This window comes from Photorhabdus antumapuensis, from assembly GCF_020387775.1.
Lineage (GTDB): Bacteria > Pseudomonadota > Gammaproteobacteria > Enterobacterales > Enterobacteriaceae > Photorhabdus > Photorhabdus antumapuensis.
The window spans coordinates 152,803-171,933 of record NZ_JAHZMK010000027.1 but is presented as its reverse complement, the minus strand read 5'-3'; the positions used below and the strand labels follow the sequence as shown (position 1 = coordinate 171,933).

Below are 19,131 nucleotides of genomic sequence, written 5' to 3'. Positions count from 1 at the left end.
GACACATTTCAGGATGAAAAGAAAATAAAAAAGCCGACAAGTTATTTGCTAGGACGCAACTATGAAGCGCAAGCAAAGTTGTTTTTACAAAAACAAGGATTATCTTTTATCGCCGCAAATGTGAAAGTTCACGGCGGTGAAATTGACCTGATTATGAAAGACAAGCAAACTTGGGTCTTTATTGAAGTCCGTTTTCGCAAATCAGGGCAATATGGAGATGCATTGGTGACAATCACCCGTAGCAAGCGTAAAAAATTACTACACGCTGCCGCAGTATGGCTGTTTCAACGAGGTGAATGTTTTGAAACCTCTTCTTGTCGCTTTGATATTTGTGCTATTACTGGTCAACAATTTGAATGGTTGCAAAATGCCTTCAATCAAAATGAGTTCACTCGTTAAAATGATACTGAGTAGGTTATAAACGTGCTGGATAGAATTAAAGTCTGTTTTACAGAAAGTATTCAAACTCAGATTGCAGCCGCAGAAGCATTACCTGATGCTATCTCGCGAGCGGCAATGATGATGGTTCAGTCATTACTGAATGGTAACAAAATCCTTTGCTGTGGTAATGGAGGCTCAGCAGCGACTGCCCAACGGTTTGCTGCCAATATGATTAACCGGTTTGAAACTGAGCGCCCAAGCCTGCCTGCATTGTCACTTAACGCAGACAATGTGGTAATTACCGCGATTTCAAGCAATAAACAGCATGATGAAATTTATGCTAAACAGGTACGGGCATTAGGTCAGCCAGGAGATGTGTTATTAGCAATTTCCACGCATGGTAATAGCCGTGATATTGTTAAAGCCGTTGAAGCCGCCGTAACCCGCGATATGACAATTGTCGCCCTTACTGGCTATGATGGTGGTGAGCTTGCCGGCTTACTTGGGCCACAAGATGTGGAGATTCGAATTCCATCTCATCGCAGCACCAGAATTCAGGAAGTTCATATGCTAACAGTTAACTGCCTGTGTGACTTAATCGATAATACACTCTTTCCCCATCAGGATGACTAAGGAGCCAATAATGCGATTTTTCTCCCTATTAGCTACGATTTGTGCTGCTGTAATGTTACAAGGATGTATTGGTGCGGTCGTGGTCAGTTCTGCTGCCGTAGCGACTAAAACCGCAACCGATCCACGCACTATTGGTCAACAGGTTGACGATAGTACTCTCGAAGCCCGTGTCAGTAATGCGCTTAACAAAGATAAGCAGCTCAAAGGGCAAACCCGTATTATTACTACTGCCTATCAAGGAAAAGTTTTACTGACAGGTCAAAGCCCAGACTCAAGCCTTTTAGACCGTGCTAAACAGATAGCATCACGTGTTGATGGAGCACACACCGTTTACAATGAAATTCGTCAGGGGAAACCTGTTGAATTAGGCACTGCTTCTAAAGATACCTGGGTTACAACTAAAGTACGCTCAAAAATCCTAGCTAGTGACTCGGTTAAGTCTTCTAACATAAAAGTCGTTACGGAAAACGGCGAAGTCTTTTTACTGGGCATTCTAACCAAACAAGAGGGTAACGCCGCAGCGAAAATTGCCAGCGAAACTAACGGTGTTAAGCGGGTAACAACTGCGTTTACTTATCTGAATTAAGCATATTACTAAGGGGGATAGCACCATAAATCTATCCTGGATATATTAAGCCGCGTCATTCTTTGACGCGGGCGCTTTCCCTTTTTACCATTCTTCCCTCAATTATTCTTCAATAACTCGTTTTTCTTAAGGTAATTCACCCCACCCAACAACCGCATTTGTCGCAAAATCCATTGTTGACGCTGTAAAACATAAGCCGAAGGTGCGTTAACTTTATAGCGGTGCGGGTTAGGCAATACAGCAGCGAGTAAAGCAGCTTCTGATGCAGTCAATTTACTGGCTGATTTATGAAAATAGTGTCTGGATGCCTCTTCAACACCAAAAATACCATCACCAAATTCTACAATATTAAGATAAACCGTCAGAATTCGGCTTTTTGACCATGCCAATTCAATGGTAAAGGTCACTCCAGCTTCCAATCCTTTTCTCAACCAGCTACGTCCATTCCACAAAAATAAATTTTTGGCCGTTTGCTGAGAAATCGTTGAAGCCCCCCTCAACCTTCCTGAGTTATTTTGATTACGCTCAAGTACACTTTCGATAGCATCAAAGTCAAATCCCCAATGCTGTAGGAATTTCTGATCTTCCGCAGCAATAACAGCCAATGCGATATTTGGCGATATTTGTCCTTGCCCTACCCAGTCAGAACGAGACACATAAGAAAAATTAACCGATAACCAAGCGCTAATCTGGCGCTCAACCATAACCATAGAAAACGGTACTGGCAAAAATGAAAATGCAACAACAGAAACTATCCATAAGATAATAACTGAGATTACGATTTTTTTAAGCCAGTACCATAAAAATTGAAAAGGATTTCGCATCCAGTTACTCAGTCATTTCCAATACTTTTCTGACAAGTTTATCAATTCCCTCTTCCGCCTGAGAAATAGATTCAGCAAGCATGTAGGCTGGTGTCGTCACAATTTTGTTTTCTAAATCAACAACAACATCATTTACCTTGCAAATTATATGGACTCCTCCCATTGCCTCTACTTGCGCAATCGTTTCAGGATCATTGCCGACAGTTAGTTTCACCGGTTTATTAAGTAATTTTGGCAACATAACAGGCGCAATGCACATAAATCCCATTGGTTTATGTTGCTTATGCATCGCCCTCACAAAACTTAATAATTCCTTATTTATTTCACAATCAACTGTCTTAACGGCAAAGTCACATAAATTCTTTGCAACACCAAATCCCCCAGGAATTATCAGGGCATCAAATTCATCGGCATTTGCTTGTGATAAAGGCTTAATTTTTCCCCTTGAAATACGGGCAGATTCCTGTAGGACGCTACGTTCTTCGCCCGTTTCTTCGCCGCTAATATGATTAATAACATGAAGTTGTGGTTCGTCAGGAGCAAAAAAGCTCGTTTTAACATCTAAACGGTCTAAAGAAAGCAGAGTTAATACTGACTCATGAATTTCGCTACCATCGAATACACCACATCCACTTAAGACAACCGCAACTGATTTCATACCTCACTCCATTTGTAGTAGATTATTGCTTAACCCTTTAGGGGGTTAAACACCAATCTTCATCACAGATTTTAATGAATCTTGTAACAAAAAATCTTATCTTTGCTATGTTGGTACTTGTATGATGTACGGAGAATTCCTCATTTACTCGCCGCAACCAAAGATATATTAGATAGGCGTGTAAAAAGTTTTCCCTGGTGTTGGCGCAGTATTCGCGCACCCCAACCTCGGTTGGGGTTATTTTTTTTCAGCGTCCGTCAACCATTCTCCCAAAATTTCCGTATCGTTCCTCCATTCCTGCTTTAACTCATCAACCCATTCCTGAACATTATCCCACCATGCAGGTAAATCAGGTGATTGAATCTGCTGGGCCAATTGCTGTAAATGACGCAATCCAACTGATCCCGCAGCACCTTTTATCTTATGCGCTTCCTCCGTAATGCCTTTCTGATCTTTAGCTGTCATATTTGAGTCCAGAACAGATAAGTAACCCGGCATCATCTTTTCAAATACACTCAGACTATTGCGAATCAATTGAGGCCCAACGAGCTCGATGTATTGGTTAAGCATTTCTGTATCAAGTAAATCTTCATCTTTTTTCATCAATCCTGACTCCTCTTCTTCCGGCTGCATATGATGCACAGACTGTTCCCCCCAATATTGTTCAATAATGGCGGTTAACGCATTCACAGAAAGCGGCTTACTCAACACACCATTCATACCTGCATCCAGATACTCTTTTTTGTCTTTTAAGACATTTGCTGTCAGTGCAATCAGTGGGGGCAGATCCTTTTTGGCATATCGCTGACTTAATTCCCGGGAGATGTCTAACCCGGTCATATCGGGTAGCTGAATATCAAGCAGTACCAGATCGAACTCTCCTGGCTTAAACACCTCTAGCGCATCTTTACCATTCATAGCGACTTCTACACTGTTACCCAACTTCTCCAATACAGAGCGAGCAACAATCACATTCAGCTCAATATCTTCTACCAATAAGATATGCAAAGCCGGAAGTGGGCAATCTTCTGTATCTTCTCTGCATAAAAGACTCTCTTCCATAGCAGGTGCAATGATAGACAGTGTAAATCGAGAACCTTGTCCCGGCTCACTTTCCACCACAATATCCCCTCCCATACTTTGAGCCAAACGTTTGGATACCGCCAATCCAATACCGGTTCCCGTTGCTGGACAACCACCATGACTGCCTTTTACTTGATAATACATCGCAAAGATCTTCTCTAGCTCATCCTGTGGGATACCAATCCCCGTATCTGTGACTTCAAACAGCAAACGTTCTCCCTCTTCGTACCAGATTCGAACATTAATCTCACCTTTTTGCGTAAATTTCACCGCATTGCCAATCAAGTTCCACAGAATTTGGCGCAAGCGAGTACCATCCGTGATGATTCTGGCAGGCAGTGGCAGTTCTGGGTTCATTACAAATTTAATATCTTTCGGTTGGACCAGCAGCCCAGAGAGATTTTCCAAATCGGACATAAAACCGGTAAAATCAATCGGCTGATTATCAATTTGCACTTTACGCCGTTCAATTTTATCCATTTCAATAATGTCATTGAAAATATTACCCAGCGTGATAGCACTGACATGAATCGTTTTCAGATAGTTATTTTGCTCAGACGTCAACTCAGTATCGAGCAGAATACGGCTCAAACCAACAATGCCATTTAAAGGCGTACGAAGCTCATGGCTAATCGTTGAGATAAAAGTAGTCTTATCCCTACTTGCATTCTCCAAAGCGTCCTGATAACGCTTACGTTCCGTTATATCGCGCCCAAATCCCATAAGCCCATGCCTTTTGCCTACCCGATCATAAAAAGGGACTTTCCGAAGCTCAAAACAGGCTTTTCGACCATCGGGATAAACTAGCCATTGTTCATAAGTGAGTGCAACATTATGACGGAACACTTTTTCATCGGTTTTCATTACTTTGCGAGCAACTTCTTTGTCATAAACGTCGTTTGGTGTCAGCCCGACAAGTTGTTTCTGGCTTTTACCCGTCAGCAATTCCATCGCCCGGTTACAACCAGAAAACTCATTATTTTCATTACGGTAATAGACCAAATCAGGAGAGGCATCGAGAAAAGATTTCAACAATACAGATTGTTGTTCCAATTCAATCTGCGTCTGCTCACGGTGTTTCATCTCTTCTTTGAGTTTATCCAACAATATTAGATGAGCCTGCTCAGCTTTTTCTCTTTCAGAGATCTCCTGATTAAGCTTAATAATGTTGTCTTTTAATTGCTGATTAAGTTCCCGATCACGCTGACGCATAACTTCCAACTTTTCAACTAATTTGGATAATCTCTGGCGGGACTCTTCGAGCTGTTCAACAACAACCGAAAGAAAATAGACAGCCCAAGGCGTAATCAACAAACCAAAAAAGATTGAGCGAACTAAATCAATACTTTGCACTCCTCCCTGAAGCAGAAAAGTGACTACCATCTGTACACCCATGGCAAGAACGACCAGTGCGGATGCAAGCAGTAATGAGAAGCGTACTAACCCCAATTTCATCATTAAATCAACATAATATTGGGCCAGGCCCCTGAGCAGCTTCATTTCATAAAGACTCCCGTTAAATATGACCACTCCGGATCATACCGTAAAAAACCGGCCACTTCGTTGAAGGAATAACAGAAATTGTTGACCTGGTAAAACAATAGTATTATTTAATAGTTTTAGTTATGACTTCCCAAACATTATTCTGGCTTTCTACTCCTGCCGGTCTTTTCGCACAATCCAAACATGAATAAATAATCAAATACATTGATAAAATAAGCATAAAATTCTTTTTACTCTTTTAATATCCCCCAAAAAGATAAAACTTTATTCTTATAAAGGAACAAAAATACAAATTAATTCTTAAAAGTTAATATTAGTCAGATTTTAAATCTAATAAATAAAAGTTTAACAGCATATACAAAACAGATATTACACTAATATTAGTGATATAAATCACATTAAAATCCTAACATGATCTATATCACACAACACTAATGTTAATTTTTCTACTTATAAATCATAACATTAACTTTACTTATCACCTATCCTTATCTTATCCCGGTGATATTTGACCTGATTTATATTTCTAGTTAACTTGGAAAGTCACTGGAAATCATCTGTCAGATTCTCATCTGAACCATAATTATGCAGTGACACAATATCATTTAAGTCACCACCTGTTTATCACAAATAAACAAGTGGTGGTTGATTGAGGGCGCAATTCAGACGCCAGTAAAAAATATTAATCTCACAAATGTCTGTGAGTTTCTGTGAGAGTCGGACAGAACCTCGGGAGGTTCACACTATGCTATATAACAAATCTCAAGAAAAGGATAACTGTGGCTTTGGACTGATAGCCCATATTGAAGGGGAGCCAAGCCACAAAGTAGTCCGTACCGCTATCCATGCACTAGCACGAATGCAACATCGTGGCGCAATTCTAGCAGATGGTAAAACCGGCGATGGTTGCGGTTTATTGCTGCAAAAACCCGACCGTTTTTTTCGGATGGTCGCACAAGAGCACGAATGGCGTTTAGCCCGCAATTATGCAGTCGGTATGCTATTTCTCAGCCAAGATCCTCAGATTGCCCAAAACTGCCGGGAAATAGTCGAACAGGAGCTGCAAAATGAAACGCTGTCAGTCGTTGGCTGGCGTGAAGTACCGACCAACAGTGATATTCTGGGCGAAATAGCCCTTTCAAGCCTCCCCCGTATCGAACAGATTTTTGTTAATGCTCCTGCTGGCTGGCGTGCCCGTGATTTAGAACGCCGTTTATTCGTTGCCCGCCGCCGGATAGAAAAACGCATCAGCGACAGTGATTTTTATGTTTGTAGTTTGTCCAATCTGGTGACTATCTATAAAGGACTGTGCATGGCGGCAGATTTGCCCCGTTTCTATCCTGATCTGGCTGATTTACGTTTGGAATCGGCAATTTGCCTATTCCACCAACGCTTCTCAACCAATACCGTCCCACGCTGGCCATTAGCACAACCTTTCCGCTACCTCGCCCATAACGGTGAAATAAACACCATCACCGGTAACCGCCAGTGGGCACGGGCAAGAGCCTATAAATTAAAAACCCCGCTTATCCCTGATCTGCAATCTGCGGCTCCTTTTGTCAACGAAACAGGATCAGACTCCAGCTCACTGGATAATATGCTGGAACTGTTTCTCAACGGCGGAATGGATTTAATCCGTGCTATGCGATTGCTGGTTCCTCCCGCATGGCAAAACAATCCTGATATGGATGAAGATCTGCGCGCTTTCTTTGATTTCAACTCTATGCACATGGAGCCGTGGGATGGCCCTGCGGGAATCGTCATGTCAGATGGACGCTATGCTGCCTGTAATCTGGATCGTAATGGCTTACGCCCGGCACGTTATGTCATCACCAAAGATAAACTGATCACCTGTGCTTCCGAAGTCGGCATCTGGGATTATCAACCGGATGAAGTGGTGGAAAAAGGTCGAGTTGGTCCCGGTGAGCTTATCGTGATCGATACCCGCCAAGGCCGTATCCTTCATGCAGAAGAAACAGACAATGACTTGAAAAGCCGCCATCCCTATAAAGAATGGATGGATAAAAACGTCAAGCGCCTGACCCCATTTGAAGAATTACTGGAAGATCAAGCCGGTCACCGAGATCTGAACGATCAATCCTTAGCGGTTTATCACAAACAATTTGCCTACAGCAACGAAGAGCTAGATCAAATCATCCGTGTTCTGGGAGAGAATGGTCAGGAAGCGACAGGTTCAATGGGGGATGATACGCCGTTTGCCATCCTTTCCAGCCGCCCACGGATTATCTATGACTATTTCCGCCAGCAATTTGCTCAAGTCACTAATCCGCCAATCGATCCACTACGCGAAGCACATGTTATGTCTCTCACCACCTGCATCGGGCGGGAGATGAACGTATTTTGTGAAGCAGAGGGACAAGCACACCGATTAAGTTTTAAATCTCCTATTCTGCTCTACTCTGACTTTCACCAATTAATAACGCAGCAAAGTCCACATTATCGCGCAGAACAATTAGACTTAACTTTCAATCCACAAGAAACCAATCTGCAAAATGCCCTATTTGCATTGTGTGACCAAGCTGAACAACTCGCCAGAGATGGTGCGGTATTGTTGGTATTATCTGACCGCAACATTACGCCGGAAAAGTTACCTATACCCACTCCTATGGCTGTTGGCGCTATTCAACACCGTTTGGTAGAAAAAAACCTACGCTGTGATACCAACTTGATAGTAGAAACAGCGAGTGCCCGTGATCCACACCATTTCACTGTACTACTGGGATTTGGTGCAACAGCAATTTATCCCTATCTGGCTTATGAATCCCTCGCCAAAATGGTCGATAATGGCACAATTAATAAACCTTATGCTGATGTCATGCTTAACTACCGCAACGGTATCAATAAAGGGTTATATAAAATCATGTCGAAAATGGGCATCTCGACTATCGCCTCCTATCGCTGTTCTAAACTATTTGAAGCTGTCGGCTTACATTCCGAATTAACTGAATTCTGCTTCAATGGCGTCGTTAGCCGAATTGGCGGTGCTAATTTCAACGATTTTGAGCAGGATCTGCGAAACTTATCTAAACGTGCATGGCTTGCTCGTCAACCACTCGATCAGGGCGGATTGCTGAAATATGTTCATAACGGCGAATACCACGCTTATAACCCGGATGTTGTAAGCACTTTACAGTCTGCGGTTCATAGTGGCGAATATAACGATTACTTGAAATATTCTCGTCTGGTTAATCAGCGTCCAATTACCACAATCCGTGATTTACTGGCGATAAAAACAAAAGATGAGCCTCTACCTATTGAAGAAGTAGAACCTGCCGAAGAGCTGTTTAAGCGCTTTGATACCGCAGCGATGTCGATTGGAGCATTAAGCCCGGAAGCACACGAAGCTCTGGCTGAAGCGATGAATACGCTAGGTGGTTTTTCCAACTCCGGCGAAGGTGGAGAAGATCCCGCACGTTATGGAACAAAAAAGGTTTCCCGTATCAAACAAGTTGCTTCCGGTCGGTTTGGTGTGACACCTGCTTATCTGGTCAACGCTGATGTGATTCAGATTAAAGTCGCACAAGGTGCTAAACCCGGAGAAGGTGGGCAATTACCGGGTGATAAGGTAACACCGTATATTGCAAAACTGCGTTATTCCGTACCCGGCGTAACCCTTATTTCTCCACCACCACATCACGATATTTACTCTATTGAAGATTTGGCTCAGTTGATTTTCGATCTAAAACAGATCAACCCCAATGCGCTAATCTCAGTAAAACTGGTTTCAGAACCGGGCGTTGGTACTGTTGCCACTGGCGTTGCCAAAGCTTATGCCGATTTAATTACTATCGCAGGTTATGATGGCGGTACCGGCGCCAGTCCACTGTCATCGGTGAAGTATGCCGGATGCCCGTGGGAATTGGGGCTGGTGGAAACCCAACAAGCGCTAGTTGCTAACGGATTACGTCATAAGATCCGCTTACAAGTTGACGGCGGGTTGAAAACGGGCGTAGATATTATTAAAGCGGCCATTCTTGGCGCTGAAAGTTTCGGTTTCGGTACTGGGCCAATGGTTGCCCTTGGATGCAAATATCTGCGTATTTGCCATCTCAATAATTGTGCAACCGGGGTTGCCACTCAGGATGAGAAATTACGTCGCGACCACTACCACGGATTACCTGAACGGGTAATGAATTATTTCCGCTTTATCGCCCGTGAAACCAGAGAAATCATGGCTACATTGGGTGTCAAAAATCTAACTGATTTAATAGGTCGAACTGACCTGTTGGAAGTACTGGAAGGTATCTCAGCAAAACAGAGCAAACTAAATCTCGATCCGCTATTAGCAACAGCAGAACCCCATCAGGGCAAAAAATTATATTGCACTGAAAGCAATCCACCATTTGATAATGGGGCACTGAATAAAAACTTACTGGCTCAAGCCTCTCGCTATATTGAGAACCAACAAAGTAAAACTTTCTATTTCGATATCCGTAATACGGATCGTTCAGTGGGCGCTTCACTTTCCGGTTTTATCGCTGCTCGATATGGTAATCAGGGGATCGCGGCGGCACCAATAAAAATTCATTTCAATGGTACTGCCGGTCAAAGTTTTGGCGTCTGGAATGCCGGCGGTCTGGAGCTGACACTCATCGGTGATGCCAATGATTATGTCGGTAAAGGTATGGCTGGCGGCCGCATTGTTATACACCCTCCCGTAGGTTCTGCCTTCAAAAGCCATCAGGCAACCATCATTGGCAACACATGTCTCTATGGCGCAACCGGAGGCAAACTGTTTGCTGCCGGGCGAGCAGGAGAACGCTTCGCCGTTCGTAATTCAGGAGCGATTACAGTTGTAGAAGGTATCGGAGATAATGGCTGTGAATATATGACAGGCGGTATCGTCTGTATTCTCGGACGCACTGGCATAAATTTTGGTGCAGGAATGACCGGCGGCTTTGCTTATGTCCTGGATGAAAATGATGATTTCCGCAAACGGGTTAACCCAGAGTTGGTCGAAGTACTGGCAGTAGATGCCTTAGCTATCCACGAAGAGCACTTGAGAGGGCTTATCACTGAACACGTCCTCTTGACAGGCTCCCAACGCGGTGAAGATATTCTTGCTAACTGGCAACAGTGGCTGAGCAAATTTGCGCTTGTGAAGCCAAAATCCAGTGATGTGAAAGCCCTACTGGGACATCGCAGTCGTTCTTCCGCAGAGTTGCGAATTCAAGCGCAATAAGGAGCCAAGATGAGCCAGAATGTATATCAGTTTATCGACTTACAACGCGTCGATCCGCCTAAAAAACCGCTGAAAATCCGCAAAATAGAATTTGTGGAAATCTATGAGCCATTTTCAGCAATTCAGGCACAGACACAGGCCGATCGCTGCCTTTCTTGCGGTAACCCTTATTGCGAATGGAAATGCCCCGTTCATAACTACATTCCCAATTGGCTTAAACTTGCCAATGAAGGACGTATTATGGAAGCGGCTGATTTATCCCATCAAACAAACAGCCTGCCGGAAGTTTGTGGTCGTGTTTGCCCACAGGATCGCCTTTGTGAAGGCGCTTGCACTCTGAATGATGAGTTCGGTGCAGTGACTATTGGTAATATTGAACGTTACATCAATGATAAAGCTATTGCTATGGGCTGGAAGCCCGATATGTCACAAGTTCAGCCAACGGGCAAACAGGTTGCGATTATTGGTGCAGGCCCCGCAGGGCTAGCTTGTGCTGATGTATTGACTCGTAATGGCGTACAAGCCGTTGTTTTTGATCGCCATCCTGAAATCGGTGGATTACTCACCTTTGGCATACCGGCATTTAAACTGGAAAAAGAGGTCATGATACGTCGCCATGAAATGTTCTCTGAGATGGGTATTGAATTCCGGCTTAATACTGAAATAGGCAAAGACGTTGCCTTATCTGAACTGACTGAGCAGTTTGATGCGGTGTTCCTGGGTGTAGGAACCTATCAGTCAATGCGTGGGGGACTAGCAAATGAAGATGCTGATGGTGTTTATGACGCTCTGCCATTTCTGACTGCCAATACCCGGAATTTGATGGGTTATCCCGCCCTACAATCACAACCTTTCATCAATATGCAAGGTAAAAGAGTTGTGGTTCTCGGTGGCGGAGATACTGCAATGGATTGTGTCAGAACGGCTATTCGCCAAAAAGCAGCCTCAGTTACCTGTGCTTATCGTCGTGACGAAATCAACATGCCAGGCTCCCAGCGCGAAGTAAAAAATGCTAAAGAAGAAGGCGTAGAATTTCTGTTTAATCTGCAACCTGTCAGTATTGAAATCAATCATTCAGGTCAAGTTTGTGGCATAAAAATGGTACAGACTCAACTAGGTCAACCTGATGAGAATGGACGTCGCCAAGCTGAAATTATCTCAGGCTCGGAACGGCTGTTCGAAGCTGACGCAGTGATCATGGCATTTGGCTTTAAACCACATACAATGAACTGGCTCAGTGATCATCAAGTAGCCTTAGATAAACAGGGACGCATTGTTGCACCAGAGTGCTCAGATATTCCCTTTCAAACCAGCAATCCGCAGATATTTGCTGGTGGAGATGCCGTTCGTGGCTCAGATCTGGTTGTAACCGCAATTGCTGAAGGACGTAAAGCCGCACAAGGCATTCTTGATTATCTCAACATCTAATCAACCAAGGGAGCTTTTCAGCTCCCACCTCTTTCTATTATCAGTTCGATAACTTATATTAATTGGATTACTCTTACACAAAAAAGTAAGTAGATTTAATGAACATTCCACACTTATTACTGTCATATATGATATTTTGGAATATTCCCTCTCATTAATATGGGTTTTAAATAAAATATTCCAACTAACCGGCACAAGTATCACGATGCTTATTCAACTATAAATACTGGAAACATTAATGCAACTAATAAAAACTCTAATTTTATTGTCTCCAATGCTGTTTATCAGTCATACGGCACTTGCCTTATCACGCCCCCTGACGCCTGAAAATATTACCAAAGAAATTGTAAATAGAGGTACCAATTCTGTGGTGGCAGAATTAGGTGAAATGGGCGCCAAGCAAGAAATCACTCACAAAATTACTACTGGTGACAGTAACTGGATAAAACTGGCTTTTAAATTAATGCAAAGTATGCATCTGGATTTTGCCAAAGAGATGCGTTATGCATTATCCCTTGCATTAATTAATAATCCCGTTGAAGTCCTTGCTAACGCAGATAAAGAAAACAATATATCATTGGCTGATATCTGCACAATCCCACCAGAACTGGGGACCAGGGAGAATAAAATAGAATTTGTAGATAAAGTTAAAAAGAGCTTAGGCGCTATCACAGATTACAAAGTTAAAGACAGAATTGAAGACTGTTTATGGGAATTAGAAAAAGCCTACAATACAGAATTCTAATCAATGAATTTGAAAAAAATAAGGAGGCAAATCGCCCCCTCTTTTAACGCTTATTTTACTACCCGTAAAGCAGGGCGCCCTCTCGTCGGTTTTGGTGGCTCATCATCAGGTGAAGTTCCACTATCATCTTCAGCATCGGGCAATGTATCCGTAACTAATACCAGATTATCTGCCGCAGATGCAGAGGTATCAACCTTATCCTGATCTGAAGCGGATTTAAAAAGATATTCATCTTTATAAGCTGCTTCAGGCTCAAACATCATTCCCGCCCCATTTTCACGGCCATAAATCGCTATAACTGCCGCCATCGGTACATTAACCCGACGGGGAACACCGCCAAAACGGGCATTGAAGCGTACTTCATCATTGGTTAACTCAAGATTACCAACAGCTCTCGGCGCTATATTCAACACAATTTGCCCATCACGGGCATATTCCATTGGTACATTAACTCCGCGTAAAGTCACATCTATAACCAGATGCGGAGTCATATCATTATCGAGTAACCACTCGTAGTGAGCACGCAACAAATAAGGACGACGGGGAGACATTTGAGACAGCTCCATAAATCAGCTCCTGGATTGCAAGCGCATTTCACGTTCAGCTTCGGTTAATGAAGCCAAGAATGCATCACGCTCAAAGACACGCTGCATGTAAATTTGTAAATCTTTAGTACCAGAACTCGGTAGTTCTATACCCAATACCGGTAAACGCCACAGTAAAGGAGCAAGATAACAATCAACCAAACTGAATTCTTCGCTCATAAAGAATGGCATCTCTTTAAATATTGGCGCCACTGCTAGCAACTCTTCTGCTAATCGTTTACGGGCAGTATTGGCTTCTTGAGAATTGCCTTCCTCAATAGTATGCATCAGGGAATACCAGTCTTTTTCGATGCGGTGCATCATCAAACGGCTGGAACCACGGGCAACTGGATACACAGGCATTAATGGTGGATGAGGAAAGCGCTCATCCAGATATTCCATAATGATGCGGGAATCATACAGCGTCAGCTCACGATCAACCAAAGTCGGAACTGTCTGATAAGGGTTCAGATCGATAAGGTCCTGTGGCAGGTTACCTGCCTCAACCTGTTCAACTTCAACACTGACACCTTTTTCCGCCAATACAATTCGCACTTGATGGCTAAAAATGTCGGCCGGGCCTGAAAACAGAGTCATTACCGAACGTTTGTTGGCAGCGACAGCCATGAAAACCTCCAAGTTTATCTAAAAAGGGAATGAATAGCCCCACACGACCACGACTATTCTTACTCATTCATTCTCATCCCTTACGTTTCTGCGCCACAACGGTGAATACGGAATGCGCTACTCAACACAATTACTATCGTTTCAACACAATTATTACCGTTCAGATAGTAAGCAGACAAATGGATGAGGCAAAAATTGGCACTAGTTTACCAGATTTTGTACATTTTGGGGGAAGTGTATGGATAATTAAGTAAAAAACCCGCCACAAAGACGGGTTTGCACATTAAATAATTGCCATAAAGACAAAAAATTAACGTTTGGAGAACTGTGGACGACGACGTGCTTTACGCAGACCAACTTTCTTACGTTCAACTTCACGAGCATCGCGGGTAACGAAGCCAGCTTTACGAAGATCAGAACGCAGAGTTTCGTCATACGCCATCAGTGCGCGGGTGATACCGTGACGGATTGCACCCGCTTGACCAGAAATACCACCACCTTTAACGGTGATGTACAGGTCCAGTTTACCTAACATATCAACCAACTCCAGCGGCTGACGAACAACCATGCGCGCTGTTTCACGGCCGAAGTAAACTTCAAGGCTGCGTTTGTTGATGACGATATTACCGCTACCTGGCTTAATAAAGACACGTGCGGAAGAGCTTTTGCGGCGACCAGTGCCGTAGTATTGATTTTCAGCCATTGCCTATAATCCCGATTAAATGTCCAGAACTTGCGGTTGCTGTGCCGCATGGTTGTGCTCGTTACCTGCATAAACTTTCAGTTTACGGTACATTGCACGGCCCAGTGGCCCTTTTGGCAGCATGCCTTTAACCGCGATTTCAATTACACGCTCAGGACGGCGGGCAATCATCTCTTCAAAGGTCGCTTGCTTAATACCACCGATATGACCGGTGTGGTGATAGTAGATTTTATCAGAACGCTTGTTGCCGGTGACTGCAACTTTTTCTGCATTAACGATGATGATGTAATCACCGGTATCAACATGCGGAGTGTATTCCGCTTTATGCTTGCCGCGCAGACGACGAGCCACTTCAGTTGCAAGACGGCCTAAAGTTTTGCCATCTGCATCAACAACATACCAGTCGCGTTTTACGGTTTCTGGTTTAGCTGTAAAAGTTTTCATTAAAGCTTACCCAATAAATAAGTTACACGTTGGTGAACACTCAAGGTTCAGAAACTTGCCGAGGTTCACACGACTCTTGTCCAGCAAACCTACCCCTTCGAATAGCCTATGCCGGCACTATATGCAAGTTTTTGGGAAAAAAACATTGCTGTAACGTGGGGTCGCAAGATTATAGAGAAGTCAAAAATAAAAATCGACCCCCATTTGAATATTTAAAATCAGTTTTCAGTCTGAAATATATAAGCGAACTCAAACTTAAGGTAAATGAGGTAATTTCAGGTACTCTTCACTTTGCATCTCTTGCAAACGGGATAAGCAACGCTGGTATTCGAAAACCAACAACACCCCTTGGTAAATCTGTTCCATCGGTACCGCGGCATTAATTATCAGTTTTACCCGACGCTCGTAGAATTCATCAACCAGCGCCAGAAAACGACGAGCAGCATTTTCATTACCCGACATTATCGCTGGAACCTGATATAACAAAACAGTGTGATAAAGTTTTGATAAAACAATGTAATCCATCTGACTACGCGCATCTTCACACAAGACTTTAAATCCAATTGCCAATACACCATCAGCATTACGAATTGCCGGCATCCGCCGATGGTTAATTTCCAATACAGAGGCTTGTTCACTGCTGTTACCGGCCAAAAGAATAAACATTTGATCCATCGCTCGTTCATTATCTTCATTCAGCGGTGTGAAATAGAGATGAGCTTGTGTCAACGTGCGTAACCGATAGTCAATACCCGAGTCCACATTCATAACGTCACAATATTTTTTGATCTGCTCAATCGCCGACAAAAAGCGAGCTCGCTGTAAACCATTGCGATAGAGTTCATCAGGAGGAATATTTGACGTTGCAATCAAGGTAATCCTTCTGACAAACAGCGCTTCCAACAATGTACCAAGAATCATGGCATCAGTAATATCGGAGACGAAAAATTCATCAAAGCAAAGCACATCTGTTTCCGCTTTAAAACCATCCGCCACAATATCCAGCGGATTTTCATGCCCTTGTAATGCCTTTAATTCTTCATGCACCCGCAGCATAAAACGATGGAAATGCAAACGTAATTTTCTTTCACCGGGTAAACTCTGGTAAAACATATCCATTAACCACGTTTTCCCTCGACCAACGCCTCCCCACATATAAAGCCCTTGCACAGGTGCACAGCTCATTGAAGCCTGCTTTCCTAACAGTTTACTCAGACGCCCTTTCAAGCTTTGTCGCCTCGCGGGATTGCCGGAAGAAACATTAATCAGAGCATTGTGAATGGTATCCAATTGAGCTACAACTTGACGCTGAACATCATCTGGTTGGTATTTACCCTTAGAAAGGGCTTCTTGATAGCATGATGAAGGGGTAATCAATGATGGCATGACAATAACAATCCTTAAAATAATCGCCCGTTTTTTATCGTTTTTATGATTCAGATTGACCTTATTACCGGATCAATTGTCTACAATAAGGTCCACAATAAGATCTACAAGCAAATGTAAATCATGATCAATATTCCACTCTAACTAGATTAACGGTTATAGTGACGATAATTAAGTGAAACATTCTGCGGAACAACGATGTCGATGAAGGAGTAGCTATGACTTGGGAGTATGCACTGATTGGATTGGTGGCTGGTTTTGCTATCGGAGCGCTAGTTATGCGTTTTGGTAACACCAAGCTGCGCCAGCAGAAAGCCTTACAAACTGAACTGGAGAATAATAAATCAGAACTGGAAGAATACCGTAAAGAATTAGTTGGTCATTTTGCCCGTAGTGCAGAATTACTCGACAATATGGCTCGCGATTATCGTCAGTTATATCAGCATATGGCTAAAAGCTCTCATGAACTGATGCCGAATATGCCAGCACAAGAAAATCCATTTAATTATAGATTGACTGAATCAGAAGCGGATAATGATCAATCTCCGGTTAAAATGCCACCAAGAGATTATTCCGATGGTGCTTCCGGCCTGTTTCGTCCGATGAACGAAAAAAACCAGTAAATACCCTGCTGTGGCACATCTTGTGCCACAACATTAATTCAAATGTAAAATCTATTATCTACCTACAAGTTTTGTTTTTTTGTTTTTCAATCATGTAAATACCTGTAAAGAATCATGCTAAATCTGTTTGCCCGATGAACTTTATTTAATAATTAACAGTCATAGAGTAATCATGGCAGCTTGCCAGAATTAACTTAATTAGCCTTCTGGCTTAGGTATACAAGAGAACAAAATTAGATGAAAAGAAAACACTTATTCCTTAGTGCATTAGCAATCAGTATCGGGTTGTCTGCAATTTCCGTCCCTATGATTAGCAATGCTGCTTTGCCTGCTGCTATTGCTGGTCAGGAGTTGCCAAGCCTTGCACCGATGCTTGAAAAAGTCCTGCCAGCGGTTGTCAGCGTGCATGTTTCCGGTACTCAGGTACAACAGGAGCAGAGTATACCGGAAGAGTTCAGGTTCTTCTTTGGTCCAAATCTGCCAATGGGCCGTGAAAGTACCCGCCCATTTCAAGGGCTTGGCTCAGGTGTCATCATTGACGCTGCCAAAGGTTATATATTGACCAACAATCACGTTATTGAGAATGCGGATAAAATCCGTGTCCAATTGAATGATGGACGTGAATATGAAGCTAAACTGTTAGGTCGCGACGCTCAAACTGACATCGCCTTGCTGCAACTGAAAGATGCCAAGAATTTAACGGCAATTACAATAGCCGATTCCGATAAGCTCCGGGTTGGTGATTTTGCTGTCGCGGTGGGTAATCCATTCGGTCTTGGTCAAACTGCAACCTCGGGAATTATCTCGGCGTTAGGACGCAGCGGTCTGAATCTGGAAGGGTTGGAAAATTTTATCCAAACCGATGCCTCTATAAACCGAGGTAACTCCGGTGGTGCACTGGTTAATTTGAATGGCGAGTTGATTGGTATCAACACAGCAATTCTGGCTCCAGGCGGCGGTAACATCGGTATCGGCTTTGCTATCCCAAGTAATATGGCAAAAACCCTGAGCGAGCAGCTTATCGCTCACGGTGAAGTCAAACGCGGTATTCTCGGTATCAAAGGTACTGAAATGAACGCCGATATTGCCAAGGCATTCAATATTGATGCCCAACGCGGAGCATTTGTCAGTGAAGTATTACCAAAATCCGCAGCAGCGAAAGCAGGTATTAAATCCGGCGATATTTTAGTTTCCGTTGACGGCAAGAAGATTAATAGCTTTGCTGAACTGAAAGCCAAAATCGGCACAACGATACCAGGTAAAGAAGTTAAAATTGGCTTATTGCGTAAAGGTAAGCCAATGGAGGTTTCTGTTACGCTGGAAAACAGTGAAGGCCAAACAACTAAAGCGGGAAATCTGACCCTTGCCCTGCAAGGTGCAACCCTGAGCAATGGTGAAGTGAAAGGGACTTACGGTGTGAAAATCGATAGTGTCACCCAAAATTCACCGGCGGCGATGTCTGGCTTACAGAAAAATGACCTGATTGTCGGGATCAATAATGAACGGGTACAGAATATTAATGAACTGCGCAAAGTTATTGATTCTAAACCTCCAGTTATAGCGCTGAACATTCTTCGCGGAGAAGAGAGTATCTATCTGTTACTAAGAAATTAATACTTTTAGTAAAAATCGATCTAATTCCATTTAAGGCACAGTGTAATGCTGTGTCTTAACTCACTGATATCCCCCACGATAGGTGGTCTTGTAAATCAGTTTTTCT

16 protein-coding genes are annotated in these 19,131 nt (G+C 43.2%); 8 read left to right on the top strand and 8 right to left on the bottom strand.

The genetic code is table 11. The features are described from left to right. Window positions 1-24: 24 nt before the first annotated feature. From KZ793_RS12715 to dolP, 3 genes are read left to right on the top strand one after another with little or no spacing between them, the layout of a single operon-like run. Window positions 25-399 carry a YraN family protein gene (locus KZ793_RS12715; RefSeq protein WP_118985664.1) on the top strand — a complete coding sequence of 125 codons (375 nt, stop codon included), beginning with the start codon at window positions 25-27 and terminating at the stop codon, window positions 397-399. A gap of 24 nt (window positions 400-423) precedes the next feature. Further along, a complete protein-coding gene (gene diaA, locus KZ793_RS12710) occupies window positions 424-1,014 on the top strand; it encodes a DnaA initiator-associating protein DiaA (RefSeq protein WP_112878876.1) in 591 nt (196 codons plus the stop codon). A gap of 10 nt (window positions 1,015-1,024) precedes the next feature. Further along, window positions 1,025-1,600, top strand: coding sequence for a division/outer membrane stress-associated lipid-binding lipoprotein (gene dolP, locus KZ793_RS12705; protein WP_225815671.1), 576 nt, complete (start codon window positions 1,025-1,027; stop codon window positions 1,598-1,600). A 98-nt stretch (window positions 1,601-1,698) separates the two neighbouring features. Here dolP and mtgA read toward each other — a convergent pair whose 3' ends face one another. The 3 genes from mtgA to arcB all read right to left on the bottom strand — a co-directional run bounded on the left by mtgA (window position 1,699) and on the right by arcB (window position 5,665). Further along, window positions 1,699-2,424: a monofunctional biosynthetic peptidoglycan transglycosylase gene (gene mtgA / locus KZ793_RS12700; protein ID WP_225815670.1), complete on the bottom strand. Its 726-nt coding sequence runs from the start codon at window positions 2,422-2,424 to the stop codon at window positions 1,699-1,701. Between the two features lie 4 nt (window positions 2,425-2,428). Further along, window positions 2,429-3,082: an isoprenoid biosynthesis glyoxalase ElbB gene (elbB, locus tag KZ793_RS12695; protein WP_225815669.1), complete on the bottom strand. Its 654-nt coding sequence runs from the start codon at window positions 3,080-3,082 to the stop codon at window positions 2,429-2,431. A 237-nt stretch (window positions 3,083-3,319) separates the two neighbouring features. Continuing rightward, window positions 3,320-5,665, bottom strand: coding sequence for an aerobic respiration two-component sensor histidine kinase ArcB (gene arcB / locus KZ793_RS12690; protein WP_225815668.1), 2,346 nt, complete (start codon window positions 5,663-5,665; stop codon window positions 3,320-3,322). Between the two features lie 748 nt (window positions 5,666-6,413). Here arcB and gltB point away from each other — a divergent pair. From gltB to KZ793_RS12675, 3 genes are all read left to right on the top strand, one after another. After that, window positions 6,414-10,871, top strand: coding sequence for a glutamate synthase large subunit (gene gltB / locus KZ793_RS12685; RefSeq protein ID WP_225815667.1), 4,458 nt, complete (start codon window positions 6,414-6,416; stop codon window positions 10,869-10,871). A gap of 9 nt (window positions 10,872-10,880) precedes the next feature. Beyond that, a complete protein-coding gene (locus KZ793_RS12680; RefSeq protein ID WP_225815666.1) occupies window positions 10,881-12,299 on the top strand; it encodes a glutamate synthase small subunit in 1,419 nt (472 codons plus the stop codon). 238 nt (window positions 12,300-12,537) lie between these two features. Beyond that, entirely contained in the window at window positions 12,538-13,044 is a 507-nt protein-coding gene (locus tag KZ793_RS12675; RefSeq protein WP_225815665.1) for a hypothetical protein, read from the top strand. A 50-nt stretch (window positions 13,045-13,094) separates the two neighbouring features. On the opposite strand, the gene sspB is transcribed toward KZ793_RS12675, so the two are convergent. The 5 genes from sspB to zapE all read right to left on the bottom strand — a co-directional run bounded on the left by sspB (window position 13,095) and on the right by zapE (window position 16,788). Then, window positions 13,095-13,610, bottom strand: a complete 516-nt coding sequence (gene sspB, locus KZ793_RS12670; protein ID WP_225815664.1) for a ClpXP protease specificity-enhancing factor — start codon at window positions 13,608-13,610, stop codon at window positions 13,095-13,097. Between the two features lie 3 nt (window positions 13,611-13,613). Beyond that, window positions 13,614-14,255, bottom strand: a complete 642-nt coding sequence (sspA, locus tag KZ793_RS12665; RefSeq protein WP_058589205.1) for a stringent starvation protein SspA — start codon at window positions 14,253-14,255, stop codon at window positions 13,614-13,616. A 310-nt stretch (window positions 14,256-14,565) separates the two neighbouring features. Next, a complete protein-coding gene (gene rpsI / locus KZ793_RS12660) occupies window positions 14,566-14,958 on the bottom strand; it encodes a 30S ribosomal protein S9 (RefSeq protein WP_011148146.1) in 393 nt (130 codons plus the stop codon). Window positions 14,959-14,973: 15 nt separating this feature from the next. Then, window positions 14,974-15,402: a 50S ribosomal protein L13 gene (gene rplM / locus KZ793_RS12655; protein ID WP_225815663.1), complete on the bottom strand. Its 429-nt coding sequence runs from the start codon at window positions 15,400-15,402 to the stop codon at window positions 14,974-14,976. A 255-nt stretch (window positions 15,403-15,657) separates the two neighbouring features. Further along, window positions 15,658-16,788, bottom strand: a complete 1,131-nt coding sequence (zapE, locus tag KZ793_RS12650; RefSeq protein ID WP_225815662.1) for a cell division protein ZapE — start codon at window positions 16,786-16,788, stop codon at window positions 15,658-15,660. A gap of 218 nt (window positions 16,789-17,006) precedes the next feature. Between zapE and zapG the strand changes: the two genes are divergently transcribed. Continuing rightward, window positions 17,007-17,411 (top strand): Z-ring associated protein ZapG, encoded by a 405-nt coding sequence (zapG, locus tag KZ793_RS12645; RefSeq protein ID WP_225815661.1) that lies wholly within the window; start codon window positions 17,007-17,009, stop codon window positions 17,409-17,411. 237 nt (window positions 17,412-17,648) lie between these two features. Beyond that, complete coding sequence (degQ, locus tag KZ793_RS12640) at window positions 17,649-19,025, top strand: serine endoprotease DegQ (protein WP_225815660.1); 1,377 nt, start codon at window positions 17,649-17,651, stop codon at window positions 19,023-19,025. Window positions 19,026-19,131 lie beyond the last annotated feature (106 nt).